Raw genomic sequence first — 24,885 nt, forward strand, 5'->3', positions numbered from 1 at the left:
CCGTTTTGCACAGGGGAGTTCACCACCGGATCGGCGGGCTCAGTTCTTCCGGCGCCGGGTCGCCGTCAGCGCTCCCCCGCCGATCAGCAGCAGCGCCAGCGCGCCGCCCGCGATGTAGGGGGTGGCGGAGCTGCCGCCGGTCTCCGCGAGGTCGGCCTTGTCGCCGGGGGCGCCCTGCGGCTCGATGTCGGCCGGCGGCGCGGAGGCGGGCGCCGAGGCCGGGGCGGGCGGCGTCTCGCAGGTGGCCCTGGCGAGGGTGACGGTGCCCTGGACGTCGGCCACGTTCAGCTCGCCGGGGTTGACCCGGACCTTCAGGTCCAGCGCGGTCGCGGCGGCCGTACGCGAAGTGGTGCCGCGCTGCGAGAGGTTGAGGGTGACCTCCCCGACGCCGGGCACCTTGACCTCGGTCGGGCCGCCGCTGCTGAGGGTGACCCGCTTGCCGAGGACGGTGACGTCACCGAGGACCTCGGCGTCGGCGACCGGCGTCTTTCCGGCCGTACAGGTCGCCCGGGCGGTGACGGTGCCCAGTTCGACCAGGGAGAGCAGCGGCAGGCCGGGGACGTGCAGCTTGGCGTGGACGACCCGGACGGAGCCCTCCGCCGTGCCGTCCTCCACGGTGGCCTTGGCGGAGGCGACCTCCGCGCGGAGGACGGTGAACGGCCTGCCCCCGTTCACGCCGTCGAGCCGGGCGGAGAGGGAGGTCTGTTCGCTGCTGCGGGGCGCTTCCACCTCGTTGAGGGTGACCGCGAGCGGTACCTCGACGGCCTTGTTGAGCAGGGACACGTCGAGGCCGGTGCGCAGGACGGCGGCGGAGGCGTGACCGCGCTCGCCGGTGGCGTGCGCGGCGCTCGCGCCGAGGACCGCGGGACCGGCGGCGAGCGCGGTCACGGTGACGACGGCCGCCAGACGGCGTACGGGCATGCGGAAGGTGGTGCTGTTCACGACGTGGAACCCCCCAGACGGGACCTGCTTGGGACACGTCAACCTTTGCGCACGGAGGGTGAACGGTCAGCGATCCCACGTCACTTCACTCCATCGTGGGGTTTTGGCGCGCGTGTTCGGAACCTCTGGCACACCCGCTCCACCGGTCTCCCCGGCCCCACTCCGCGCGGCGGCTTCCGACCGCCCCCACCGCGTCCCCGCTCCACTGCCTCGCGCTACTGGACGACGTTCCCCCGCAGCACCACCCGGCGCGGTGCCGCCAGTACCCGGACATCGGCGCGCGGGTCGGACTCGTAGACCACGAGGTCGGCGGGCGCGCCCTCGTCGAGTCCCGGGCGGCCGAGCCAGGCGCGGGCGCCCCACGCGGTCGCGGTGAGCGCGGCGACGGGGGTGAGCCCGGCGGTGACGAGTTCCGCGACCTCGGCGGCGACCAGGCCGTGCGGCAGGGTGCCGCCCGCGTCGGTGCCGACGTAGACCGGTACACCCGCGTCATGTGCGTTGCGCACCGTGTCGTAGCGGCGTTCATGGAGTCGGCGCATATGTGCCGACCAGCGGGGGTAGCGGGCCTCGCCGCCGTCCGCGAGGTGCGGGAAGGTGGCGATGTTGACGAGGGTCGGCACGATGGCGACGTTGCGCTCCGCGAACAGTGGGATCAGGTCGTCGGTGAGGCCGGTGGCGTGCTCGACGCAGTCGATGCCCGCCTCCACGAGGTCGCGCAGCGCGGTCTCGGCGAAGCAGTGCGCGGTGACACGGGCGCCGAGGCGGTGGGCCTCCGCGATGGCCGCGGCGGCGGCGTCGCGCGGCCAGCAGGCGGCGAGGTCCCCGAGGTCGCGGTCGATCCAGTCCCCCACCAGCTTGACCCAGCCGTCGCCGCGCCGGGCCTCGCGGGCGACGTACGGGACGAGGTCACCGGGTTCGATCTCGTGGGCGAAGTTGCGGATGTAGCGGCGGGTGCGGGCGATGTGCCGCCCGGCGCGGATGATCCTCGGCAGGTCCTCGCGGTCGTCCACCCAGCGGGTGTCCGAGGGCGAACCCGCGTCGCGCAGCAGCAGCGCGCCCAGTTCGCGGTCACCGAGCGCCTGCTTCTCGGCGGTGGCCGCGTCCACCGGACCGTCCGGGCCGAGCCCGACATGGCAGTGCGCGTCCACCAGGCCGGGCAGCACCCACCCCTCGACGGTCCGCACGTCCCGCGCACCGGCGGGCCGCTCGTAGGCGATCCGCCCCCCGACGACCCACAGCTCGTCCCGGACGTCCTCGGGCCCCACGAGGACCCGCCCCTTCACGTGCAGCACCGCGCATTCGCTCATGCACGAAACCCTAGGGCCTGTCTTCAAACTCTCCTCTGCCCCGCGACGCCCGGCACGCCCTCTCGCCGCACCGGCCGCGATCCCGAGTACGCCCAGTACGAGGGATCACGGCCGGCACGCCGAGAGCACGCACCGAACGCCGCGGGGCCGTCCTCCGGACGACGAGGAGAGTTTGAAGACAGGCCCTAGGGCCGAAAGGGGGTACCGCGGCGCGTACTACAGCCCGGTCTTCCCGTCCTCCGCGACCTCCGCCATCGCCGGGTCGAGGAGGCGGGAGAGGAAGTGGCGGGTGCGGGCGTTGCGGGGGTTGCCGATGACCTGGTCCGGGGTGCCGTCCTCGACGACGACGCCGCCGTCCATGAAGACGACCCGGTCCGCGACCTCGCGGGCGAAGGTCATCTCATGGGTGACGACCATCATCGTCATGCCGTCCTCGGCGAGCCCGCGCATGACGGCGAGGACGTCCCCGACGAGTTCGGGGTCGAGGGCGGAGGTCGGCTCGTCGAACAGCATCACCTCGGGGCCCATAGCGAGCGAGCGGGCGATGGCCACCCGCTGCTGCTGGCCGCCGGAGAGGGCGGCCGGGTAGGCGTCCGCCTTCTCGGTGAGGCCGACCCGGGCGAGGTTCTCGGCGGCGACCCGCGCGGCCGCCCCCTTGTCCCGGCGCAGCACCCGGCGCTGGGGCAGTGTGAGGTTCTCGGTGGCGGTCAGGTGCGGGAAGAGGTTGAACTGCTGGAACACCATGCCGATACGGCGGCGTACGGCGTCGATGTCCACGTCCGGGTCGGTGACCTCGGTGCCGCCGACGAACACCTTGCCCCCGCTGGGCTGTTCCAGCAGGTTCACGCAGCGCAGCAGGGTGGACTTGCCGGAGCCGGACGGGCCGATGACGCAGACCACCTCGCCCTGCCCGATCTCCAGGTCGATGCCGCGCAGCACGTGGTTGTCGCCGAAGGACTTGTGCAGGCCCTCGACACGGATCTCGGGGCGGGTCACCGTACGGCCTCCTTGGACGGGGTGGTCTCCATCCGGCGCACGACGAAGCCGAGCGGGACGGTGATCAGCAGGTAGAACAGCCCGGCGACGAGGATGGGCGTGGAGTTGGCGGTGGTGCTGGCCAGGTCATTGCCGAACTTGGACAGCTCGCGTTCCTGGAGGGTGACGCCGAGGAACAGCACCAGTGAGGAGTCCTTGAACAGCAGGACGAGTTCGTTGGTGAGCGGCGGCAGGATGATCCGGAAGGCCTGCGGGACGACGATGGAGATCATGGCGCGCGCGGGCGAGAAGCCCAGCGAGCGGGCCGCCTCGGTCTGCCCGTGCGGCACGGCCTGGATTCCGGCGCGGATCGTCTCGGCCATGTAGGCGGCGGAGACCAGTCCGAGCGCGAGCGCGACCTTGCCGTAGATCCCGCCGGGGTACTGGATGCCGGGGAAGGCGAGGGGCATGCCGACGCCGACGAAGATGAAGATCAGCAGGGCGGGCAGGCCCCGGAAGATCTCGATGTAGATCCCGGCGAGCCAGCGGTACGGGCCCACGGAGGACAGCCGCATCAGCGCGACGATCATGCCGAGGCCGAGCCCGACGACGAACCCGGAGAGCGTGAACAGCACGGTGTTCTTCAGGGCCACCGTGATGACCTGCGGGAACATCTGCCCGGCGATGCCCGGCTGGGCGAACTGGTTCTGCAGCCGCCCCCAGTCGGCGGAGGCGGCGACGAAACCGACCACGGCGACGAAGAGGACGTACTGCGCACCGCGCGAGAGGCGGCGCCGCTGCCGGACGGAGAGCCCGGTGCGCCGGGGCTGGAGGGGTGTCTCGGTGTCGGTCATGGGTCAGGACGCCGAGGAGGAGGAAGGGGACGCGGCGGCATCGGCGGGGCGGTACGGGCCGATCCACTTCTCGTAGATCTTCTGGTACTCCCCGTCGGCCTTGGCCTTGTTCAGCGTCGCGTTGATCACCTTCAGCAGGGCGGTGTTGCCCTTCTTCACGGTGAAGCCGTACTGCTCGCCGGTCTTGATGTTCTGCACCAGCTTGAAGGCGTCGGCGTTGGCCTTGTTCTTCAGCCAGCCCTGGACGACCGGGTAGTCGATGACGACGGCCTTGACCTGGCCGGTGCGCAGGCCGTTGAGGACGGCGTCGGAGGAGTTGAAGGAGACCGGGTCGATGCCCTTGCTCTTGGCGTAGTCCTCGCCGGTGGTCTGCGCCTGGGTGCCGACCGGCGCGTTCTCGCTCTTGGCCTGCTCCAGCGAGGTGATCCCGCTGTTCCTGGCCACCAGCAGCGCCTGCGTGGCGTCGAAGTACGGCTCGGAGAAGTCCACGTTCTTCTTGCGCTCGGCGGTGATCGTGATACCGGCGGCGGCCAGGTCGCACTGGCCGGAGTTGAGGAACGCGCCGGTCTTGAAGTTCTCGAACGGCGTGTCCACGATCTGCTGCTTGACGCCGAGGTCCTTGGCGACGAGGTCGATCAGGGACACGTCGAAGCCCTGGACCTTGCCGTCGATGTCGGACTGGAACGGCGGGTACGGCAGGTGGGTGCAGGTGGTGAGCTGCCCGGCCTGGACGAGCTGGACCCCCTTGACCTTGGCCGTGCCGCCGCCGGAGCCGCTCGACGAGCAGCCGGCCACCAGGACCAGACCGGCCGTCACGGTGGCGGCGACGGCCAGAACGCGGGTCCGGCGTCCGAGGAGGGTGGTCATGGGGTCTCCTAAGAGGAATGGGGGGTTCCGATTATAAGGATGGGTTTGGGTCTCTCAAATCAAACCCATGCCCGAGGGCACGCCGTCGCACTCCCGTTCCGCCGGGCGGACGCCTCGCACGCCCCGGCGGACTCGGGCACCGCGACGGCGGACTCCGGCACCGCGACGGCGGTCACCCAGGGCCGCGCGGAAGGCGGGGCCACCGGCCGCCGGGCCCCGTGGCGGCGGGCTTACGCTCTTGGGCGGCGGCCTTCCGGCCGTCCCGGCGGCCCGCCGACCGGCCGTGCGGACCTCTGTGAGCGAAGTGAGCAGTGACGTGACCCACCCCTTCCTCGACGACCTGCCCCCGATGGACGCCGCGCGGTTCGCCGCGGTCGAGGACCGGGTCGCCCGGCTGCTGGACACCCGGCAGGACGTGCTCATCACCCAGGGCGAGGCGCTGCTGCCGCTGGAGGGCGCGATCCGTGCCGCCGCCGGGCCGGGCACGGTGGCCCTGAACGTCATCACCGGCCCCTACGGGCAGACCTTCGGGAACTGGCTGCGCGACTGCGGGGCCACCGTGCACGACCTGGCCGTGCCGTTCCACAGCGCCGTCACCGCCGCGCAGGTACGGGATGCGTTCGCCGCGCACCCGGAGATCGACTTCGTCTCGCTGGTGCACGCCGAGGCGGCGACCGGCAACACCAACCCGGTCGCGGAGATCGGGGAGGCGGTGCGCGAGCAGGGCGCGCTGTTCTACCTGGACGCGGTCGCCTCGGTCGGCGCGGAGCCGGTGCTGCCGGACGCGTGGGGCGTGGACCTGTGCGTGATCGGCGGGCAGAAGGCGCTGGGCGGTCCGGCGGGCGTCTCGGCGATCTCGGTGAGCGAGCGGGCCTGGGCGCGGATGGCGGCCAACCCGAACGCCCCGCGCCGCTCGTACCTGTCGCTGCTGGACTGGAAGGAGCGCTGGACCGACGCGGGCCGCACGGCGCTGCCGCACGCCCCGGCGCAGTTGGAGATGCTGGCACTTCAGGCGTGTCTGGAGCGGATCGAGGCGCAGGGCCTCGGCACGGTGACGGCCCGGCACGCCTCGGCCGCCGCCGCGACGCGCGCGGGCGTGCTGGCCCTCGGCGGGGGTCTGGAGCCGTTCGTGCACGCGGCGGCCGACGCGGCGCCGGTCGCCACCACGCTGCGCGTCACGTCGGGCCCGGACGCCTCGGAGCTGGTGGCCGCCGCGCTGGCTGCGCGTCCCGGACTGCCACTGGCCGCGGGCGGCGGCGCGCTGGCACGGGAGATGATCCGGGTCAACCACTACGGGCCCGACGCCACCCCGGCCGTCGTCCTGGGCGCTCTCGACGCCCTCGGGACGGCGCTGGCGGAGCGGGGGCACGTGGTGGACGCCGAGGGGGCCCGCCGGGCGGCCGGGGAGGCGTGGAACTGACGTTCCGCGAATACGTCCCCCTCATAGGGCCCGCGCACGGTGCGCGGGCCTTCTTATTGCGCCCGAATAAGAATTCAAATCAATTTGACAATGCAGTCGAATTTACCGGTCAGAGTCGCCTGGATTCTTCTGCCCGATTTTCGCAGGGCTAAACGGATCAGTTTTCCAGCAGGTTTCATCCATGTGACACACTCCACAAGGCGGCCCCTTTGCCCCCATTTCACCTGGGGCAATACGGTCAAATCTGTCCGACCGATCATCTAAACCACGACCGCCCCCGTGCATTATTGAATTTGCCTCGCTAAATTCGGAGCCCATGACCGCCGTACCAGCAGACCTCCTCATCGACCAGCCGACCGTGGCCGACGGTGCCGCTCTCTGGCGTCTCGCCAAGGACTCGAAAACCCTCGATCTGAACTCCTCGTACAGCTATCTGCTGTGGTGCCGGGACTTCGCCGGTACTTCGGCCGTGGCGCGGGACGCGGACGGCGGGCCGGTCGGTTTCGTCACCGGGTACGTGCGGCCCGACCGCCCCGGCACCCTGCTGGTCTGGCAGGTCGCGGTGGACTCCGCCTACCGGGGCCACGGCATCGCCGCCCGGCTGCTGGACGCGCTGACCGCGCGGCTCGCCGCCGAACGCGGGGTGACCCGCGTGGAGACCACCATCACGCCCGGCAACACCGCCTCCGAGCGGCTGTTCACGTCCTTCGCCGAACGGCACGACGCGGCCCTCACCCGCGAGACGCTGTTCGACACCGGCCTGTTCCCGGACGGCACGCACGACCCCGAAGTCCTGTACCTCATCGGCCCCCTCTCCCCCACGACCCGGCACTGAGGAGCATCACCGTGACCATCACCCAGCCCGACCTGAGCGTGTTCGAGACCCTGGAGTCCGAGGTGCGCAGCTACTGCCGCGGCTGGCCCACGGTTTTCGACCGGGCCCGCGGCAGCCGCATGTACGACGAGGACGGCCACGCCTACCTCGACTTCTTCGCCGGTGCCGGATCACTGAACTACGGCCACAACAACCCGGTGCTCAAACGGGCGCTGATCGACTACCTGTCGCGGGACGGCGTCACCCACGGACTGGACATGTCCACCGTGGCGAAACGTTCCTTTCTCCAGACCTTCCAGGATCTGGTGCTCCGGCCGCGCGACCTGCCGTACAAGGTCATGTTCCCGGGCCCGACGGGCACCAACGCGGTGGAGTCGGCGCTGAAGCTGGCCCGGAAGGTGAAGGGCCGGGAGGCGATCGTCTCCTTCACCAACGCCTTCCACGGCATGTCCCTCGGCTCGCTCGCCGTGACCGGCAACGCCTTCAAGCGGGCCGGTGCGGGCGTCCCGCTGGTGCACGGCACCCCGATGCCGTTCGACAACTACTTCGACGGCACCGTGCAGGACTTCCTGTGGTTCGAGCGGCTGCTGGAGGACCAGGGCTCGGGCCTGAACAAGCCCGCCGCGGTGATCGTGGAGACCGTGCAGGGCGAGGGCGGCATCAACGTGGCCCGGCCCGAGTGGCTGCGCGCGCTGAAGGAGCTGTGCGAGCGGCAGGACATGCTGCTGATCGTCGATGACATCCAGATGGGCTGCGGACGTACCGGCGCCTTCTTCTCCTTCGAGGAGGCGGGCGTGGTGCCGGACATCGTCACCGTCTCCAAGTCGATCTCCGGGTACGGCCTGCCGATGTCGCTGTGCCTGTTCAAGCCCGAGCTGGACGTCTGGGAGCCGGGCGAGCACAACGGCACCTTCCGCGGTAACAACCCCGCGTTCGTGACCGCCACCGCCGCGCTGGAGACGTACTGGACCGACGGCTCCGCGATGGAGAAGCAGACCCGCGCCCGCGGTGAGCAGGTCGAGCAGGCGCTCGCCGCCATCACCGAGGAGAACCGCGCGGACGTGCGCGAGGTGCGCGGCCGGGGTCTGGTGTGGGGCCTGGAGTTCCACGCCAAGGACCGGGCCACGCGGATCGCGCGGCGCGCCTTCGACCTCGGGCTGCTGATCGAGACCTCCGGACCGGAGAGCGAGGTCGTCAAGCTGCTGCCCGCGCTGACCATCACACCGGAGGAACTGGACGAGGGGCTCAGCATCCTCGCCCGCGCCGTCCGCGAGACGGCCTGACCGAACATCCCGACCGAGGAGGAAGCACAGCACCGTGATCGTCCGATCGTTCAAGGACATCGAAGGCACCGACCGGCACATCAAGTCGAAGTCCGGCACCTGGGAGAGCAAGCGGATCGTCCTCGCCAAGGAGCGGGTCGGCTTCTCCGTGCACGAGACGATCCTCTACGCCGGTACCGAGACGCACATGTGGTACGCCAACCACATCGAGGCCGTCGTCTGCACCCGCGGCGAGGCCGAGCTGACCGACCGCGAGACCGGGCAGACGTACACGATCACCCCCGGCACCATGTACCTCCTGAACGGCCACGAGCGGCACACGCTCAAGGTCAAGGAGGACTTCCACTGCATCTGCGTGTTCAACCCGCCGGTCACCGGGCGGGAGGACCACGACGAGAACGGCGTCTACCCGCTGCTCACCGAGCCCGAGGAGGTGTGACGGACCCGATGACCACGATCACCGACCTGTACCCCACCCGAGGCGCCTCCGAGGTGGCCGTGCCCCGGCAGGACCCGGTCGTCTGGGGCACCCCGGACACACCGGGCCCGGTCGGCACGGCCGACCTGGAGTCCTTCGAGCGCGACGGCTTCCTCGCCCTCGACCAGCTGATCACCCCGGACGAGGTCGCGGTCTACCGCGCCGAGCTGGACCGGCTGGTCTCCGACCCGGCGGTCCGCGCCGACGACCGCTCCATCGTGGAGTCCTCGTCGCAGGAGATCCGGACCGTCTTCGAGGTGCACCGGATCAGCGAGGTCTTCGCCGCGCTGGCCCGTGACGAGCGGGTGGTCGGCCGCGCCCGGCAGATCCTCGGCTCGGACGTGTACGTCCACCAGTCCCGGATCAACGTCAAGCCGGGCTTCGGCGCGAGCGGCTTCTACTGGCACTCGGACTTCGAGACCTGGCACGCCGAGGACGGGCTGCCGAACATGCGCACCGTGTCCGTCTCGATCGCGCTGACCGAGAACTACGACACCAACGGCGGTCTGATGATCATGCCGGGGTCGCACCGGACGTTCCTCGGCTGCGCCGGTGAGACGCCGAAGGACAACTACAAGAAGTCGTTGCAGATGCAGGACGCGGGCACACCGTCCGACGAGGCGCTGACGAAGATGGCGGGCGAGTACGGCATCCGTCTCTTCACCGGCCGCGCCGGGTCGGCCACCTGGTTCGACTGCAACGCCATGCACGGCTCCGGCGACAACATCACGCCGTTCCCGCGCAGCAACGTCTTCCTGGTGTTCAACAGCGTGGAGAACACGGCGGTGGAGCCCTTCGCGGCTCCGGTACGGCGGCCGGAGTACATCGGGGCACGGGACTTCACGCCGGTGCGGTGAGTGTGCCGCCGCTCTGTGTGGGGCCACTCCGTGTGGGGTCACTCTGTATGGGCCCGCCACATGTGGGGCCGCCACATGTGGAGGCGCGGCTGATGTGAGGCCGGCCCATGTGGGCAGGCCCTCCGGACACCGGGCCGGACCTCGGCGTGTGGGACGCGAGGTCCGGCCCGGTCGCGTCCGGTCGTGGATGACGGCCGGTCGTACGCGGTGACGCGTACGACCGGCCGAACCGCTTTCAGGATGCGCCGAGTTGACGGGGGACGGGCGTTCAGTCGTCGAGGGCGTCCAGTAGCCGGTCCACGTCGGCCGGGGTGTTGTACACGTGGAAGGACGCGCGCAGGTTGCCCGCGCGGTCGGAGACCTCGATCCCGGCCTCGCTCAGGGCCGGTTGGCGCCGCCCGAGCCCCGGTACGGAGACGATGGCGGAGCCCGGCGCGGGCACCGGGGTGTGGCCGCGCCGGGCGAGTCCGGCGCGGAAGCGGTCGGCCAGCGCGAGGTCGTGGGCGTGCACCCGCGCCGCGCCGAGTTCCTCCAGGAGTTCCAGCGAGCGGCGCAGCCCGGCGAGGGTGAACAGGGCGTGGGTGAGGTCGAACCGCCGTGCGGAGCGGGCGAGTTCGGTGACGGGGCCGTAGCAGCTCTCCCAGGGGCGCTCCCCCGCGACCCACCCGGCGAGCAGCGGGGTGAGGCCGCCGAAGTCCTCGGGAACGGTGGAGAAGGCGGCGCCGTGCGGGCCGAGCGTCCACTTGAAGGTGACGGAGGCGGTGTAGTCGAAGGCGTCCGCGTCCACCGGGAGCCAGCCCGCCGCCTGGGACAGGTCCACATAGGTACGGGCACCATGAGCGCGGGCCGCGTCACGGAGCGCGGCCACATCCGCGAGGCGGCCGTCGGCGGACTGCACGGCGCTGACCGCGACGAGCGCGGTGTCCGGCCGGACCGACTCCGCGATCCGGTCCAGCGGTACGGCGCGCACCTTGAGGTCGCCGCGTGCGTGGAACGCGTTGAGCACGGAGGCGAAGTCGCCCTCGGCAGTGAGGACTTCGGCCCCGGCGGGCAGCGAGGCGGCGATCACGGCGGTCTGCGCGGCGACCGAGGGCCCGATGGCGACCCGGTCGGCGGAGACCCCGACCAGCCGCGCGTACGCGGCACGGGCCGCCTCGACGTCCTCGTACAGCGGGGTCAGCGGGCGGCCCTCGGCGCGCAGCAGCGCGGCTTCGTTGAGCGCGGTGACGGTGCGGGCGGGCAGCAGGGCGTTGCTCGCGGTGTTGAGGTAGCCGCCCCTCGGGGTGAACTCGGCGCGGACGAGTCGGTCGAAGGTCGCCGCGGACTCCGTGGACTTCGTGGTCTCCATGCGCTCCACTGTGCTGCCCGGCCGGGGCGGCGTCCATCGCGGATGCGTACGCGGTAACTCTCAGAAACGCTTACCTGTCCGCCCCGGTCCGCGGATTCTCAGTGGCCCGGCACCGCGCAGCCGTCGGGACCGCAGGTGTCGGCGGTGGCCTCGCCGAGCGGCTGGAGCGGGGTGTGGGCGTCCCAGGCGCGGGTGAGGGCCTGGGTGAAGAGCTCGGCGGGCTGGGCGCCGGAGACGCCGAAGGCGCGGTCGAGGACGAAGAACGGCACGCCGCCCGCGCCGAGCCGGGCGGCCTCGCGCTCGTCGGCGCGGACCTCCGCCGCGTACGCCTCCGGGTCCGCGAGGACGGCGCGGGCCTCGGCGGGGTCGAGTCCGGCCTCGGCTGCGAGTGCGGCCAGGCGCTCGGGACCGGCGGTGAACAGGGACTCCTCGTCCACGAAGTTCGCCCGGTACAGACGGTCGAGGAGTTCGTCCTGCCGACCGCGCTCGGCGGCGAGGTGCAGCAGGCGGTGCAGGTCGAAGGTGTTGCCGTGGTCACGGCCGTGGGTCCGGTAACCGAGACCCTCGGCGGCGGCCTGCGCGGCGAGGTTCTCCTCACCCGCCCGCGCCTGTTCCTCGCTCATGCCGTACTTGCGGGTGAGCATGGTGATCACCTGCTCGGTGTCGCCCTGGGCGCGGCCGGGGTCGAGCTCGAAGGAGCGGTGCACCACCTCGACCTCGTCCCGGTGCGGGAACGCGGCGAGCGCCTTCTCGAACCGGGCTTTCCCGACGTAGCACCAGGGGCAGGCGATGTCCGACCAGATCTCCACACGCATGCTGACGACGGCTCTCTCCCGCTCGGGTCCGGCGGGGAGTCCCTCGCCGGGGACCAGAACGTACCGACCGGGCGGGCCATTCCCCGGTCAGGGGGTGGCGGGGGTCTCCCCGGCGGTGTCGGGGCGGACGGTGTAGCGGAGGTCGAGGTGGTGGTCGCCTTCGGCGGGCGGGAGTTCCGGGTCGGGGAACCAGCCCTGCCGGGCGTAGAAGTCCTGGGCACGCCGGTTGTCCACGTGCACGTCCAGCACGGCGGCACGGTGCCCGTCCGCCACCCACTGCTCCACACAGGCCGCGTGCAGAGCGGTGCCGATCCCCCGGCGCCAGTGGTCGGGGTCCACATGGAACTGGAACAGCTTGACCGTGTCGGCACGCCCGCCGTCCGGGACCCGGAAGGAGGCGACGGCCACGATCCGCCCCTCCTCCACGGCACACAGCACCTGCCCCCGCGGCCTCTCGATCGACTCCCGCCACGCCTCCCGCCAGTCGAACTCCGCCGGCGGCAGCCCGTCCGGGTAGTACGTGGACCGCGCCCGCACATGCAGCCCGGCGATGGCCCCGACCTCGGCGGGGAGGGCGGTGCGGATGAGCAGGCGGTCGGGGACCTGGGGTGCGGTCACATGGGTGGCGCGCACATGTGGGCCGGGCACATGTGGGTCGGGCACATGTGGGTCGGGCACATGTGGGTCGGAGACCTGCCGTTCGTCCATGTGTCGTTCGATCATGAGGGAGGGGACGCGGCCCCGGAGCGGAGCGGTTCCCTCCGGTGCCGACGGGCGCGGGCCCGGATACTCAGCTTCCGTCGCGCAGGTCGGCCGGCCAGTACGGGCGGAACTCCAGGTGGTCGTAGGTGACGACGCAGCCGCCGCCCATCGGGGACTGGGTCATGAAGCCGACGAGGGCGGCGCCGGTCTCCTTCTCGTCGCCCAGGGTGAAGAGGCGGACGAAGGTCCAGTGGGCGCCGTCGCGGGAGGCGTGGAAGGCGAGGGCGCGGCCGGTGCGGCTGATCCGAAGCCAGACCGAACTGCCCTCCACGGTGAAGGAGTTGGCGTCGTCGGAGTGACCACGGGTGACGACGGTGCACACGGTCGGCACGTCCGGGGAGTACTCCAGGCACAGCTTGGCCCAGGCACGGTCGCCGACGTGGGCGTAGAGGACACCGGCGTCGAAGGAGGCGTTGAAGCCGACCGTGACCCGCGCGAGGAGCTGGAAGTCACCCTCGGGTGCGCCGAGCAGCCGGGGCGCGTCGGCGGCGGGGTCGAGCGCCTCCCCGGTGGGCGGCACGAACCGGTCCTGCCGGGGTCCGGCCCACCCGGTGAGCACACCGTCCTCGTAGGACCAGCTGCCCCTCGGGCCGTAGGTGCGCAGCGGGAAGGGGAGTTCGGGGAGGTCCATGTCCATGCCCCGATTCTGCCGCCGCCGGGGTCCGCGCTCCAGACCGCCGGACGGACCGGGACGGCGGGTGTGCGACGCGCGTCACTCCGGCGGGCGGTTTCTGAGTAGACGGTGAGAAATGCGTACGTTCGGGAACGTTCCCGGCGGTCCGGTCGTCCTCAAGGACGGAATGAACAGGACGATCAGGCGGGTGTCCGTCTTCGTGCTGCTCCTCGTCCTCGCCCTGTTGGTGAGGGCGACCTGGGTGCAGTTCTACGAAGCGAAGGCCCTCGCGGACAGCAGCTACAACCGGCGGAACGCGATCCAGACGTACGCGCACCCGCTCGGGAACATCATCGTGGCCGGAAACGCGATCACCGGTTCCGCCCGCACCACGGGCGGCGATCTCGCGTACAAACGCACGTACAAACAGGGTCCGCTCTACGCGGCGGTCACGGGGTACGCCTCGCAGGCGTACGCCCCCACCCAGTTGGAGGGCATCTACCAGGACGTGCTGAACGGCACCGACCCACGGCTGAAGACCGTGCTGGACACGGTCACCGGGCGCCAGGCCGATCCGGGCAACGTGCTCACCACGATCGACCCGGCCGTGCAGAAGGCGGGGTTCGACGCGCTCGGCGACAAGAAGGGCGCGGCCGTCGCCATCGACCCGAAGACCGGCCGCATCCTCGGTGTGGTCTCGACACCGTCGTACGACCCGACGGAGCTGACCGACGCCAACACGGCGGGCCCCGCCTGGCGGCGGCTCAACGCCGACCCGGACAAGCCGCTGGTCAACCGGGCGCTGCGGCAGCCGCTGCCGCCGGGCTCCACCTTCAAGCTGGTGGTGGCCGCCGCCGCGCTGGAGGACGGCCTCTACAAAAACGTGGACCAGCCGACCACCAGCCCGAACCCGTATCCGCTGCCCGGCACCACCCGAGTGCTGGCCAACGAGTCGGCGTCCGCGCCCTGCGAGAACGCGACGATCCGCACCGCGCTGCGCTACTCCTGCAACAACGTCTTCGGCAAGATGGCCGTGGACCTCGGCCAGGACAAGGTACGGGCGATGGCCGAGAAGTTCGGCTTCAACGACCAGAAGCTCGATGTGCCGGTGCGCGCCTACCCGAGCGTCTACCCGACGAAGATGGACCCGTCCCAGACCGCGCTGTCGGGCATCGGCCAGTTCGACGTCACCGCGACCCCGCTCCAGATGGCTATGGTGTCCGCCGCCATCGCCGACGGCGGCAAGCTGGTCTCGCCCCACATGGTGTCCCAGCTCACCGACAGCGGCGGAACGGTGTTGCAGAACTACGACGACCCGGACTCCAAGCGGATCATGAGCTCCGGTACGGCCGCCCAGCTCCGCTCGGCGATGCAGTCGGTGGTGACGAACGGCACCGGCACCAGCGCCCAGCTGCCCGGCGTCACCGTCGGCGGCAAGACCGGCACCGCCCAGCACGGACTGAACAACGACCAGTCCCCGTACGCCTGGTTCACTTCCTTCGGCACCTCCGACAGCACCGGCAAGCAGGTCGCGGTGGCGGTGGTGGTCGAGCAGTCCGACGCGGCCCGCTCCGAGATCAGCGGCGGCGGGCTGGCGGGGCCGGTGGCGAAGGCGATGATGCGGGCGGCGCTCAAGGCGTCGTGACCGGACAGCGGCGGGCCGGGCCCCCTCCGTGCGGGTGCCCGGCCCGCGCCGGGGCGCGGCCGTAGCCCGAGAGCGGCCGTCACCGGTGAGCGGTCGCAGCCGGTGAGCGGCCTCGTCGCACTAGCGGCCTCGTCTCACTTCACCCCGAGCAGCTGCTCCACCGGGTCGATGGCGAAGTACACCAGGAACAGCGCCGACACCGCCCAGAGCAGCCAGCTGACCTCCTTGGCCCTGCCGACGACGGTCTTGATCAGGACGTAGGACAGGAACCCGGCCCCGATGCCGTCGGTGATGGAGTACGTGAACGGCATGGCGGCGATGGTCAGGAACGCGGGGATGGCGATCTCGTAGCGGTCCCAGTCGATGTGCTTGACGTGGGTCATCATCAGGAAGCCGACCGCGATCAGCGCGGGCGCCGCCGCCTGGAGCGGGACGATGGTCAGCAGCGGGGTGAGGAACAGCGCGAGCCCGAACATCCCGCCGGTGATCAGGTTGGCGAACCCGGTCCGGGCGCCCTCCCCGACGCCCGCCGCCGATTCGATGTACGCGGTGTTGGAGGAGGCCGATCCGAGGCCGCCCGCGACGGCGGCGGCGCCGTCGATGAACAGCACCCGCCCGATCCCCGGCACCTGCCCGTCCTCGTCCAGCAGTCCCGCCTCCGCGCTGATGCCGACGATGGTGCCCATCGCGTCGAAGAAGTCGGACAGCACCAGGGTGAAGACCAGCAGGACGGCGGTGAGCACGCCCGCCTTGGCGAACCCGCCGAACAGGCTGAAGTGCCCGATCAGCCCGAAGTCCGGCGGGGCGACGATCCGGTCCGGGACCTTCGGCGTGGTCAGGCCCCAGCTCTTGACGTCGGCCACGGCGTTGATGACGACCGCGACGACCGTCATGGTGACGATGCTGATGAGGATCGCGCCCTTCACCCGCCGGGCGAGCAGCGCGATGGTGAGCAGCACACCGACGCAGAAGACCAGCACGGGCCAGCCGGTGAGCCGCCCGATCGCGCCGAGCTGCACGGGCACGGTGGTGTTCGCGGCGTCCGGGACGCGGCTGACGAACCCGGCGTCCACGAAGCCGATGAACGCGATGAACAGGCCGATGCCGACGCCGATGGCCTGCTTGAGCGCCTGCGGGATGGCGTTCATGATCGCCTGCCGGAGCCCGGTGAGGACCAGGACGCAGATGATCACACCCTCGATCACCACCAGACCCATCGCGTCGGACCAGCTCATCAGCGGGGCGAGCTGGAAGGCGACCACGGCGTTCAGCCCGAGTCCGGCGGCGATGGCGAGCGGCAGATTGCCGCCGACGCCCATGATGACCGTCATCACACAGGCGACCAGCGCGGTGGCGGTGACGAGCTGCCCGGTGTCCAGGGTGTGGCCGAACTTGTCCTTGACGCTGCCGAGGATGATCGGGTTCAGCACGAGGATGTAGGCCATCGTGAAGAACGTGGCGAAGCCGCCGCGTATCTCACGGCCGAGGGTGGAGCCCCGTTCGGTGATCCGGAAGAACCGGTCGAGGCCGTTGCCGCCGGGCGGGGCGGTGCCGGGCCGGGGTTCCGCCTGCTGGGTCTGGGACATGCGCGTGACTCCTCGGGGGCGTACGGGCATACGTGTGCCGGCTGATTGTTCCTGCGTTCAACAGCTTTCAGGTTTTCGCCGTGTTACGGAATGCGCCGGACACGAACCGGCCCCCGTTCCCGGCGGGTTGCTGCCGGGAACGGGGGCCGGTGACGCGGCCTGCCCGAGGTCAGGAGACGAAGTACGTCGGGTTCGGGAGCTTGTAGGTGCGGTCGGCGTAGCCGCCGTCCAGGTCCGAGAACTGGTCGCCGAAGTTGGCGACGATGTCGTACCCGAGGTCCTGCTCGATGTGCTTGCGGGTGCCCGCCTTGTACTGCACGGTGGTGCAGTTCCAGGTGCCGGGCGTGGCGCAGTCCTTCAGCCAGGCCGGGGGGTTGGCCTTGTTCTTCAGGAACATGTGGTCGGCGTCCAGGTTGACGTCCGCGCCGACCTTCTTCAGGTTGGCGACGGCGGCGGCGCGCTGGTCGTCGGAGAGACCGGAGTTGTAGAACACGGTCACGCCCTTGGACTGGGCGTAGCGCACCAGCTCCGGGCTGCCGAACACGGCCGGGCGGTCCGCCTTGTTGACGTAGTCGTTCCACGTCGTGGCGTTGAAGCCGTAGTTGTTGCGCTTCTCGTAGTCCAGGCTGAGCAGCAGCGTGTCGTCGATGTCGAAGATCACGGCCGGCTTGGCGTGGTGGTGCCGGTCCGCCTTCTGGGCGGCCCGGTCGATCCGGCGCTTGGCGTCCGCGTCGATCCGCGCGAGGTCCTTGGCGTACGGGCTGTCCGGGGACGCCTGGTACACACCGTTCGCGTCGGTGGTGGTGCCGTAGTACGTGTCGATGTCCTTCACCAACAGGCCGATGTTGTACGGCTCGTGGGTGGAGTTCGCCGTCGATTGTCCGGCGGTCGCCGCACCGGCGCCGTACAGGGCACCACCGGCGACGGCACAGGCGGCGGCGAGCGCCGCGATCCGCAGTGATTTATGCATGACAGTTTTCTACGCGCGTCACCCGTCTCGGCGCGAGGGTCTTTGCCCGATTGATATCAGCCACGGCGTAAAGGTGCGGTGCGGGCATGTGGGGTGCGCGCACATAGGTACGGGCATGTGGGGTGCGCACATGGGTGCCCGCACCATCGCGCCCGGCGCGGGGTGGGTTCCGCGCACATGGATGCCGCCCACATGGGCGCCGCGCACACGGTCTTGGTGCCTACGGTCTTCCTCCGTGCCCACGGCCCGCTTCCGCGCCTACGGCCGCCACCCCGGATCGCGCCCGCTCAGCGCCACCGTCCGCTCCAGCAGCGGGGTGCCGTCCGGGACCGGGACGGGCGGACCGAAGAGCCCGGTGCCGGGTTCCTCGGCCGCCGCCCGGAGGAGGGAGTGGGCGACGGTGAGGGCGGCGGGGTCGGCCTCGTACGGGACGCCGAGGGCGCGGGCGAGGTCCCAGCCGTGGACGACCAGCTCGTCCGCGACGACCGCGCCCGCCACGGCGCCGGTCAGCTCCACCCCGCCCGCACGTGTCGCCCCGGTCCACGCGGACGGGTCGCGCCACGCCTCGGCCAACTCGTCCAGCGCATCCGGCAGTTTGTCCCGCCAGTGCGGGCCGACGTCCGGCACCGTCGCCCCCGGCGGGGTGGCGGTGCCGGGCCCGAGGTCCTTGCGGGCCGCGTCCCGGAACGCCACGGACAGCCCGAGCACATGCCCCAGCAGGTGCCGTACCGCGTACTCGGGGCAGGGCGTGCGGTCCGCCAGCCGTTCCCCGGTGACCGCACCGGCCAGCCGGGCGACGATCCGGGCCTGCGGCCCGAGGTCCACCATCGTGTCGGTCATGCCTGCCTCACTCCTCGGCGCCGGACGGGGCCATGACGGCCGTACACGGGTACGACCCGTCGGGAGCGCGGAACTCATCGGTACCGCGTCCGATCCGCACGGTGCCCCGCCCGCGCCGACCTCGCCGTCAGGGGCGCCGCGTACGTGACCCCGTACCCCCGCCGGGCAGGCGGGAAGGGCCGGGCAGGCCCTATCGTGCACCCGGACGCGTACACCTGCCGCGCAAGGAGATCCCGAGGATGCCCACCCCCCGTACCGTGCTCCTCACCGGCGCCGCCGGCGGCCTCGGCACGCTGATGCGCTCGCTGCTGCCCGAGTACGGGCACACGCTCCGCCTGTTCGACGCGCGGCCGGTGGAGGGCGCCCCGGACGCGGTCGTCGCGGACCTGTCCGACACCGAGGCGCTGCGCCGGGCGATGCGGGGCGTGGACGCGGTGCTGCATCTCGCGGGGATCTCCGTGGAGTCGTCGTTCGACAAGATCCTGAAGTCGAACATCGAGGGCACGTACCACGTGTACGAGACGGCCCGGCAGGAGGGCGTGCGCCGGATCGTGTTCGCGTCCTCGAACCACGCCGTCGGCTACACCCCGGTCCCGCACGACGGTGCTCCGGTGCCGGTGGACACTCCGCGCCGCCCGGACACCTTCTACGGTCTGTCCAAGTCGTTCGGCGAGGACCTGGCGCAGTTCTACTGGGACAAGCACGGTGTGGAGACCGTCTCGGTGCGCATCGGGTCGTGTTTCCCCGAGCCGACCAGCGTGCGCATGCTGTCGATCTGGCTGAGCCCGGCCGACGGCGCCCGGCTGTTCCACGCGGCGCTGGGCGCCGAGGGCGTCGGCCACACGGTGGTGTACGGCTCGTCCGCCAACTCCCGTCTGTGGTGGGACCTTTCGTCCGCGCGGGCGCTCGGCTACGCACCGCACGACGACTCCGAGCGGTACGCGGCGAAGCTGATCGCGGAACAGGGCGAGCTCGACCCGGCCGATCCGGCACAGGCCCGGCTCGGCGGACACTTCGTCACCGACCCGCCCCTCTGGCCGTACTGACCGTATCCCCGCCCGGACACGACCGTTCCGGGCACCGGAGGGACCGTACGGCTCCGGACATGACGCGTCCCGGACGGCGGACGGGCGCCGAACGGGCCCGTGCGAGCCGGATACGGGCGTCCGTGGCGCCCGCTCCCACCTCCCGGGGCGCTGCGGCGCAGGTCCGGGGCGGGCGCTCCGGCGGGGAAACGGGCCTATCCGGGCAGTATCGGGCGGGCAACAGACCTGGTCGGCGCGGCGGTACCGCTGTAGAACTTCCCCCAAGGCCCGAACGGGCAGTTCCACAGGGAGGTGGATGACGCCGTGAGCACGAGAACCGCCGAGGAACGCCAGCGCGAGATCGTACGGACGGCGCGTGCCACGGGTTCGGTCGAGGTGACCGAGCTCGCCACCGACCTGGGCGTGGCCAAGGAGACCATCCGGCGCGACCTGCGCGCCCTGGAGGACCACGGGCTGGTCCGCCGTACCCACGGCGGCGCCTACCCGGTGGAGAGCGCGGGCTTCGAGACGACGCTCGCGTTCCGTGCCACCAGCCATGTCCCCGAGAAACGCCGGATCGCCGCAGCGGCGGCCGAGTTGCTGGGGGACGCGGAGACGGTCTTCGTGGACGAGGGTTTCACCCCGCAGCTCATCGCGGAGGCGCTGCCCAGGGACCGGCCGCTGACCGTGGTCACCGCGTCCCTGCCGGTCGCGGGGGCGCTCGCGGAGTCGGAGCGGATGTCCGTGCTGCTGCTCGGCGGCCGGGTGCGTCCCGGCACGCTGGCGACGGTGGACCACTGGACGACGAAGATGCTGGCCGGGTTCGTGGTGGACCTCGCGTTCATCGGCGCCAACGGCATCTCCCGCGAACACGGTCTGACCACGCCGGATCCGGCCGTCAGCGAGGTGAAGACGCAGGCGATCCGGGCGGCCCGGCGCACCGTGCTGGCGGGCACGCACACCAAGTTCGGCGCGGTGAGCTTCTGCCGCTTCGCCGAGATCGGCGCGCTGGAGGCGATCGTGACCAGCTCCGGACTGCCCGCGTCCGAGGCCCACCGCTACTCCCTGCTGGGCCCGCAGGTCATCCGGGTCTGAACCGCCCCACACGGCCCGGCACCACACAGGCCCGCACCACAGGGGCGGGCGCCACACCGCCCGCCGCGCACCTCCCGTACGACGTACGACGCCCAGCGCGTCCGGAGCCGTTCCCCCGCGCCCCGGCACGCCCCCGTATCCCCACATCTCCAGGAGCGATCCATGCGAACCCCGAGCCGACGGAGGCCGCGAGCGACGCTCGCCCTGGCCGCCGCAGGGACGCTGATCGCCCCGCTGCTCACCGGCTGCTGGGTCGGTGCGGGCGGGGCGGGTTCCGGCGGTGACGCCATCAACGTCCTGATGGTGAACAACCCGCAGATGACGGAACTGCAGAAGCTGACCCGCGCCCACTTCACCAAGGAGACGGGCATCAAGGTCAACTTCACCGTGCTGCCCGAGAACGACGTCCGCGACAAGATCAGCCAGGACTTCGCCAACCAGGCCGGTCAGTACGACGCGGCGACGCTCTCCAACTACGAGATACCGATCTACGCCCGCAACGGCTGGCTGCACGACATGGACTCGTACGTGGCGCGGGACCGCGCCTACGACGAGCAGGACATCCTGAAGCCGATGCGCCAGTCCCTGACCGGCGACGACGGCAGGCTCTACGGGCAGCCGTTCTACGGCGAGTCGTCGTTCCTGATGTACCGCAAGGACGTGTTCGCGGCGAAGGGCCTGAAGATGCCCGCGCACCCCACCTGGCAGCAGGTGGCGGACCTCGCCGCGAAGACCGACGGCGCCCGCCCCGGCATGAAGGGCATCTGCCTGCGCGGCCTGCCCGGCTGGGGCGAGTCGATGGCCCCGCTGACCACGGTGGTGAACACCTTCGGCGGGACCTGGTTCGACAAGGACTGGAAGGCCCGGCTGGACTCCCCCGAGTTCAGGAGGGCCACCGAGTTCTACGTGAACCTGGTCCGCGCGCACGGCGAGTCCGGCGCCGCGCAGGCCGGGTTCGCGGAGTGCCTGAACAACATGACGCAGAGCAAGGTCGCCATGTGGTACGACGCCACCTCCGCGGCCGGACTCCTGGAGGCGGACGACTCCCCCGTCAAGGGCAAGCTCGGCTACGCCCCCGCGCCCGTCGAGAAGACCAAGTCCTCCGGCTGGCTCTACACCTGGGCCTGGGGCATCCAGAAGGCGTCCCGCAACGCCGACAAGGCGTGGAAGTTCATCTCCTGGGCGTCCGGCAAGGACTACGAACAGCTCGTCGGGGAGACCAGCGGCTGGCCCAACGTGCCCGCGGGCAAACGGGCTTCGACGTACGACAACCCCGACTACCGCAAGTCGGCGGCGTCCTTCCAGGAGATGACGAAGGAGGCGATCGAGAGCGCCCGCCCGAACGATCCGGGCACCCAGCCGCGCCCGGCGCCCGGCATCCAGTTCGTCGGCATCCCCGAGTTCACGGACCTGGGCACCAAGGTCTCCCAGGAGATCAGCGCGGCCGTCGCCGGGCGCCAGTCGGTGGACACCGCCCTGCGCAAGTCCCAGCAGCTCGCCGAGAAGATCTCCAAGGAGTACGAGGGACGATGACCGCGACGACGACCGCTCCTCCCCTCGCGTCCGCCTCCGCGCGGACCGCGCACCGGCCACCGGACCGGCTGCGCGCCTGGGCCACCCGTGCCCCCCTGCTCCCGGCCCTGGTCTTCATGATCGTGGTCACCCAACTGCCGTTCGTGGCGACGGTGGTGATCTCGTTCTTCGACTGGAACGCCCTCTATCCCAAGGCCCGGCGCTTCACCGGCGTGGACAACTACCGCGAGGTGCTCACCGACGCCGATCTGCGCCACTCGGTGTGGACGACGGTGCTGCTCACCGTGGCGGTGGTGCTGGCCAGCCTGGTGCTCGGACTCGTCCTCGCCCTGCTGCTGGACCGGAGGTTCCGCGGCCGGGGTGTGGTGCGTACCCTGCTGATCGCGCCGTTCCTGGTGGTCCCGGTCGCCGCCGCGCTGCTCTGGAAACATGTGCTCTACAACCCTGAATACGGCTTGCTCAATGGGTTGTTGCACTATGTGGGCGGACCACAGCCGGACTGGATCTCCGACACCCCGCTGCTCGCGGTGGAGGCGTCGCTGGTGTGGCAGTGGACCCCGTTCATGATGCTGATCCTGCTGGCCGGACTGCAGAGCCGGGACCAGCAGCAGATCGAGGCCGCGCGGGTGGACGGCGCGAGCGACTGGCAGATCTTCCGCCATCTCACCCTGCCGCACCTGCGCCGCTACCTGGAACTGGGCGCCCTGCTGGGTTCGATCTACATCGTGCAGAACTTCGACGCGGTGTTCACGATCACCTCCGGCGGCCTCGGCACCGCCAACCTGCCGTACACCGTGTACCAGACCTTCTACCAGGCGCACGAGAACGGGCTCGCCTCGGCCGCGGGCGTGCTGGTGGTCATCGGTTCCCTCGTCATCGCCACGTTCGCGCTGCGCGTCGTGTCGTCCCTGTTCCGCGAGGAGGCGTCGCGCGCATGAGCACCACCACCGCCCCCACGGGCACCACCGCTCCCCCGGTCGCCGCCGCCCCGCCACGCCGGGCGCGCAAGGGGGCCGGGCTGGCCCTCGTCGCCTGGCTGGCCGGGATCGTGTTCTTCCTGCCCATCGCCTGGATGGCGCTGACCTCCTTCCACTCCGAGGCGGACGCGGCGACCAACCCGCCGTCGTTCGCGGCACCGCTCACCCTGGACGGCTACCGCGAGTTCTTCGGCGCGGGCGGCGGCGCCAGCCCCTGGCCCGCGCTGGCCAACTCCCTGGTGGCGTCGCTTGCCTCGACGCTGCTGGTGCTGCTGCTGGCGCTCCCGGCGGCGTACGCGCTGTCGATCCGCCCGGTGCGCAAGTGGACGGACGTGCTGTTCTTCTTCCTGTCCACCAAGATGCTTCCGGCCGTGGCGGGGCTGCTGCCGATCTACCTGTTCGCCAAGAACGCCGGGATGCTGGACAACATCTGGCTGCTCGTCATCCTGTACACCTCGATGAACCTGCCGATCGCGGTGTGGATGATGCAGTCCTTCCTGGCGGAGGTGCCGGTCGCGGTGATCGAGGCGGCGCGGGTGGACGGGGCGCCGCTGCCGATGATCCTGGCCCGCGTGGTCGCGCCGATCGCGCTGCCGGGCATCGCGGCGACCGCGCTGATCTGCTTCATCTTCAGCTGGAACGAGCTGCTGTTCGCCCGTGTCCTCACCGGGGTGGTCGCGGAGACCGCGCCCGTCTTCCTGACCGGTTTCATCACCAGCCAGGGCCTGTTCCTGGCCAAGGTGTGCGCCGCGTCGCTCGTCGTCTCCCTGCCGGTGCTCGCCGCGGGGTTCGCCGCCCAGGACAAGCTGGTCCAGGGTCTGTCGTTGGGAGCCGTGAAATGAAGGCCGCCGTCATCGAGTCCGTGGGCCGCGCCGTCGTCACCGAGGTGCCCGACCCCACGCCGGGACCGCGCGAGGTCGTCGTCCAGGTCGCGGCCTGCGGCCTGTGCGGCACCGATCTGCACATCCTCCAGGGCGAGTTCGCGCCCAAGCTGCCCATCGTCCCCGGTCACGAGTTCGCGGGCGAGGTGGTCGGGGTCGGCACCCAGGTCACCGAGGTCGCGGTCGGCGACCGGGTCGCGGTGGACCCCTCGCTGTACTGCTACGAGTGCCGCTACTGCCGTACCGGCCACAACAACCTGTGCGAGCGCTGGGCCGCGATCGGCGTGACCACCTCCGGCGGTGCCGCCGAGTACGCGGTCGCGCCGGTCGCCAACTGCGTGAAGCTGCCCGAGCACGTACGCACCGAGGACGCGGCCCTGATCGAGCCGCTGTCCTGCGCGGTGCGCGGCTACGACGTGCTGAACTCCCGGCTCGGCTCCCATGTGCTGATCTACGGCTCGGGCACGATGGGCCTGATGATGCTGGAGCTGGCCAAGCGCACCGGCGCGGCGAGCGTGGACGTGGTGGACGTGAACGCGGCCCGCCTGGAGACCGCCCGCCGACTCGGTGTCTCGGGCGCGGCGGCCACCCCGGACGAGCTGGACCGGCCGCAGGGCTGGGACGTGGTGGTGGACGCCACCGGCAACGCGCGCGCCATCCAGGACGGCCTGGAGCGGGTCGCCAAGGCGGGTACGTTCCTCCAGTTCGGCGTGGCGGACTACGCGACGCGGGTGACGATCGACCCGTACCGCATCTACAACCAGGAGATCACCATCACCGGGTCGATGGCGGTGCTGCACAGCTACGAGCGGGCGGCGGAGCTGTTCGCCAACGGGGTGCTGGACCCCGAGGTGTTCATCAGCGACCGCATTCCGCTGGAGCGCTACCCGGAGGCGCTGGAGCAGTTCGCGGCGGGGGTGGGCCGGAAGATCGTGGTGGTGCCCTGAGCCGTCCCGCGCGGAACGGGCGGGGCCCTG

24 protein-coding genes are annotated in these 24,885 nt (G+C 71.2%); 12 read left to right on the plus strand and 12 right to left on the minus strand.

Features of this window, described 5'->3' with window-relative positions; genetic code table 11:
- Positions 1 to 39: 39 nt before the first annotated feature.
- The 5 genes from KUM39_RS12235 to KUM39_RS12255 all read right to left on the minus strand — a co-directional run bounded on the left by KUM39_RS12235 (position 40) and on the right by KUM39_RS12255 (position 4,945).
- A complete protein-coding gene (locus KUM39_RS12235) occupies positions 40 to 942 on the minus strand; it encodes an SCO1860 family LAETG-anchored protein (RefSeq protein WP_217785589.1) in 903 nt (300 codons plus the stop codon).
- A gap of 215 nt (positions 943 to 1,157) precedes the next feature.
- A complete protein-coding gene (locus KUM39_RS12240) occupies positions 1,158 to 2,249 on the minus strand; it encodes an amidohydrolase family protein (protein WP_217785590.1) in 1,092 nt (363 codons plus the stop codon).
- 216 nt (positions 2,250 to 2,465) lie between these two features.
- Complete coding sequence (locus KUM39_RS12245; RefSeq protein ID WP_217785591.1) at positions 2,466 to 3,245, minus strand: amino acid ABC transporter ATP-binding protein; 780 nt, start codon at positions 3,243 to 3,245, stop codon at positions 2,466 to 2,468.
- Positions 3,242 to 4,078 (minus strand): amino acid ABC transporter permease, encoded by an 837-nt coding sequence (locus KUM39_RS12250; RefSeq protein WP_217785592.1) that lies wholly within the window; start codon positions 4,076 to 4,078, stop codon positions 3,242 to 3,244. Before KUM39_RS12250 ends, KUM39_RS12245 begins: the two co-directional genes overlap by 4 nt.
- 3 nt (positions 4,079 to 4,081) lie before the next feature.
- The gene (locus KUM39_RS12255) at positions 4,082 to 4,945 is read right to left on the minus strand and encodes a transporter substrate-binding domain-containing protein (protein WP_217785593.1); all 864 of its coding nucleotides are present in this window, start codon (positions 4,943 to 4,945) and stop codon (positions 4,082 to 4,084) included.
- Positions 4,946 to 5,261: 316 nt separating this feature from the next.
- On the opposite strand from KUM39_RS12255, the gene KUM39_RS12260 reads away from it, so the two are divergent.
- From KUM39_RS12260 to thpD, 5 genes are all read left to right on the plus strand, one after another.
- Positions 5,262 to 6,365 carry a pyridoxal-phosphate-dependent aminotransferase family protein gene (locus KUM39_RS12260; RefSeq protein ID WP_217785639.1) on the plus strand — a complete coding sequence of 368 codons (1,104 nt, stop codon included), beginning with the start codon at positions 5,262 to 5,264 and terminating at the stop codon, positions 6,363 to 6,365.
- Positions 6,366 to 6,681: 316 nt separating this feature from the next.
- Complete coding sequence (ectA, locus tag KUM39_RS12265; protein ID WP_217785594.1) at positions 6,682 to 7,200, plus strand: diaminobutyrate acetyltransferase; 519 nt, start codon at positions 6,682 to 6,684, stop codon at positions 7,198 to 7,200.
- Positions 7,201 to 7,211: 11 nt separating this feature from the next.
- Positions 7,212 to 8,483, plus strand: coding sequence for a diaminobutyrate--2-oxoglutarate transaminase (gene ectB / locus KUM39_RS12270; protein WP_217785595.1), 1,272 nt, complete (start codon positions 7,212 to 7,214; stop codon positions 8,481 to 8,483).
- 34 nt (positions 8,484 to 8,517) lie between these two features.
- Positions 8,518 to 8,922, plus strand: coding sequence for an ectoine synthase (locus KUM39_RS12275; protein WP_217785596.1), 405 nt, complete (start codon positions 8,518 to 8,520; stop codon positions 8,920 to 8,922).
- 8 nt (positions 8,923 to 8,930) lie between these two features.
- The gene (thpD, locus tag KUM39_RS12280) at positions 8,931 to 9,818 is read left to right on the plus strand and encodes an ectoine hydroxylase (RefSeq protein ID WP_246620000.1); all 888 of its coding nucleotides are present in this window, start codon (positions 8,931 to 8,933) and stop codon (positions 9,816 to 9,818) included.
- Positions 9,819 to 10,086: 268 nt separating this feature from the next.
- Here the strand turns inward: thpD and KUM39_RS12285 are convergent, their stop codons facing one another.
- From KUM39_RS12285 to KUM39_RS12300, 4 genes are all read right to left on the minus strand, one after another.
- Entirely contained in the window at positions 10,087 to 11,166 is a 1,080-nt protein-coding gene (locus tag KUM39_RS12285) for an aminotransferase class V-fold PLP-dependent enzyme (protein WP_217785598.1), read from the minus strand.
- A gap of 98 nt (positions 11,167 to 11,264) precedes the next feature.
- Positions 11,265 to 11,981, minus strand: a complete 717-nt coding sequence (locus KUM39_RS12290) for a DsbA family oxidoreductase (protein ID WP_217785599.1) — start codon at positions 11,979 to 11,981, stop codon at positions 11,265 to 11,267.
- An 87-nt stretch (positions 11,982 to 12,068) separates the two neighbouring features.
- Positions 12,069 to 12,599: a GNAT family N-acetyltransferase gene (locus KUM39_RS12295; RefSeq protein WP_308288109.1), complete on the minus strand. Its 531-nt coding sequence runs from the start codon at positions 12,597 to 12,599 to the stop codon at positions 12,069 to 12,071.
- 172 nt (positions 12,600 to 12,771) lie between these two features.
- Positions 12,772 to 13,380, minus strand: coding sequence for a DUF1349 domain-containing protein (locus KUM39_RS12300; RefSeq protein WP_217785601.1), 609 nt, complete (start codon positions 13,378 to 13,380; stop codon positions 12,772 to 12,774).
- Positions 13,381 to 13,543: 163 nt separating this feature from the next.
- Between KUM39_RS12300 and KUM39_RS12305 the strand changes: the two genes are divergently transcribed.
- Positions 13,544 to 15,001: a penicillin-binding transpeptidase domain-containing protein gene (locus KUM39_RS12305; RefSeq protein ID WP_217785602.1), complete on the plus strand. Its 1,458-nt coding sequence runs from the start codon at positions 13,544 to 13,546 to the stop codon at positions 14,999 to 15,001.
- A 134-nt stretch (positions 15,002 to 15,135) separates the two neighbouring features.
- Here the strand turns inward: KUM39_RS12305 and KUM39_RS12310 are convergent, their stop codons facing one another.
- The 3 genes from KUM39_RS12310 to KUM39_RS12320 all read right to left on the minus strand — a co-directional run bounded on the left by KUM39_RS12310 (position 15,136) and on the right by KUM39_RS12320 (position 18,397).
- Positions 15,136 to 16,587 (minus strand): NCS2 family permease, encoded by a 1,452-nt coding sequence (locus tag KUM39_RS12310; protein ID WP_217785603.1) that lies wholly within the window; start codon positions 16,585 to 16,587, stop codon positions 15,136 to 15,138.
- 169 nt (positions 16,588 to 16,756) lie between these two features.
- On the minus strand, positions 16,757 to 17,557 hold the full coding sequence (locus KUM39_RS12315; protein ID WP_217785604.1) for an HAD family acid phosphatase: 801 nt from the start codon (positions 17,555 to 17,557) through the stop codon (positions 16,757 to 16,759).
- Positions 17,558 to 17,815: 258 nt separating this feature from the next.
- Positions 17,816 to 18,397: a TIGR03086 family metal-binding protein gene (locus KUM39_RS12320; RefSeq protein ID WP_217785605.1), complete on the minus strand. Its 582-nt coding sequence runs from the start codon at positions 18,395 to 18,397 to the stop codon at positions 17,816 to 17,818.
- A gap of 239 nt (positions 18,398 to 18,636) precedes the next feature.
- Between KUM39_RS12320 and KUM39_RS12325 the strand changes: the two genes are divergently transcribed.
- From KUM39_RS12325 to KUM39_RS12350, 6 genes are all read left to right on the plus strand, one after another.
- Positions 18,637 to 19,443 carry an NAD-dependent epimerase/dehydratase family protein gene (locus KUM39_RS12325; protein ID WP_217785606.1) on the plus strand — a complete coding sequence of 269 codons (807 nt, stop codon included), beginning with the start codon at positions 18,637 to 18,639 and terminating at the stop codon, positions 19,441 to 19,443.
- 303 nt (positions 19,444 to 19,746) lie between these two features.
- A complete protein-coding gene (locus KUM39_RS12330; protein WP_217785607.1) occupies positions 19,747 to 20,517 on the plus strand; it encodes a DeoR/GlpR family DNA-binding transcription regulator in 771 nt (256 codons plus the stop codon).
- A 162-nt stretch (positions 20,518 to 20,679) separates the two neighbouring features.
- Positions 20,680 to 22,050, plus strand: coding sequence for an ABC transporter substrate-binding protein (locus KUM39_RS12335; protein WP_217785608.1), 1,371 nt, complete (start codon positions 20,680 to 20,682; stop codon positions 22,048 to 22,050).
- A complete protein-coding gene (locus KUM39_RS12340; protein ID WP_217785609.1) occupies positions 22,047 to 22,988 on the plus strand; it encodes a carbohydrate ABC transporter permease in 942 nt (313 codons plus the stop codon). Before KUM39_RS12335 ends, KUM39_RS12340 begins: the two co-directional genes overlap by 4 nt.
- Positions 22,985 to 23,869 (plus strand): carbohydrate ABC transporter permease, encoded by an 885-nt coding sequence (locus KUM39_RS12345; RefSeq protein WP_246620001.1) that lies wholly within the window; start codon positions 22,985 to 22,987, stop codon positions 23,867 to 23,869. The genes KUM39_RS12340 and KUM39_RS12345 overlap by 4 nt, the downstream gene beginning before the upstream one ends.
- The gene (locus KUM39_RS12350; RefSeq protein WP_217785610.1) at positions 23,866 to 24,855 is read left to right on the plus strand and encodes a zinc-dependent alcohol dehydrogenase family protein; all 990 of its coding nucleotides are present in this window, start codon (positions 23,866 to 23,868) and stop codon (positions 24,853 to 24,855) included. The genes KUM39_RS12345 and KUM39_RS12350 overlap by 4 nt, the downstream gene beginning before the upstream one ends.
- The last annotated feature ends 30 nt before the right edge of the window (positions 24,856 to 24,885 follow it).

Source organism: Streptomyces corallincola, from assembly GCF_019104725.1.
Lineage (GTDB): Bacteria > Actinomycetota > Actinomycetes > Streptomycetales > Streptomycetaceae > Streptomyces > Streptomyces corallincola.